General features: G+C 65.2%; 1 protein-coding gene. It reads right to left on the reverse strand.

Annotated features, from left to right (window positions below; genetic code table 11):
• Positions 1 to 263: 263 nt before the first annotated feature.
• On the reverse strand, positions 264 to 1,142 hold an 879-nt coding region (locus Q8K99_06325), incomplete at its 5' end, for a hypothetical protein (protein ID MDP2182167.1).

Below are 1,142 nucleotides of genomic sequence, written 5' to 3' on the forward strand. Positions count from 1 at the left end.
CCGAGGGATGCGCGCCGACCGCGCTCTCGCCGACGCGACGCTTCCGAGAACCGATCCGTCCCATGCGTCAGTCCATGCGCCGAGGGAGAGTCCGGAGATTGAAGCTCGCAGGTCTCCCACCATATCCATGGTCTTCGCGAAAGGAGACGCGTCTGCCGAACGCATTGGGCATGACCAGCAAACCGGCCACGCCTACATTCCATGCCGAGAATACCTCATGCGGCCGGTTTGTCTGTGTCGATGCCCTTGTTGGACATCAGCCGTCAGCTGCGCAGGAATGCCGGATCACCTGCGACCCAGACTCCGAACAGCGGGATACGCGACTCGAAGCCAAAGCGCTGCATGACGCTCTCGCGCGCCTCGACGCCAAACAGAGACGCGAACGCCGCGTAGTCCTGCCAGCCGGTCCGCTTCTGACTGAACGAGTGCACGAGCATCACGGCGGCAGCGGCGCGGTACTGCTCACCGGTGACGACCGCCGAGGCGGCACGGTGGAACAGTTGATAGCGTAGATCATCGGGCGGCGACGCTATGAGACCGAGCGTGCGAAGCAGGAAGTCCAACCGTTCCCGCTTCCCCGGAGAGGCCTCCGCGAGCCAATCGCCGAGCACAGGACCGAACGACTCATCCACCTTGCCTTCGACCATCATGGCAACGGGGCCGGCAAGCGAACGCGCGAGGACGAAGATATCGTTTTGTGAGGGACGGCCGCCGGTGGGCGGAAGAGGAACCTTGAACTCAGGAATCACTAGGACCGGAGCGAGTCCGGCGAGCAGCGGGTCGCAACTCGAGCCGACGGCGCTGGCGACCTCAGGCGGAAAGCCGTCTGCAGCTTCCCACGAGTACGCGAGTGTCCGGGCGGAATACCCAGTGCGCCAGTGCTTCACCGGGTCAGCGAGCAGGGCGCGCCAATCCTCCGGCCCGTTCGTGAACGCCAGCACCCGCATTGCGCTCCCCCCTGTATGTCCAACGCTATTGGGCGTGACCCGCGCCCGATGGACTCCATGGTAGCCGATGACTGGCGAAGTCGGGTCGACGCCCTGGTTCGGCGAGCGGGAAGGACGGCGTGAGCCGTCCGAAACGACGCAGCGGAACATGACCTTGCCCGCATGTCGGCCCGCTTCCGTGCCCGAAGACCGGCC

The sequence above is a fragment of the Actinomycetota bacterium genome, assembly GCA_030682655.1.
Lineage (GTDB): Bacteria > Actinomycetota > Coriobacteriia > Anaerosomatales > JAUXNU01 > JAUXNU01.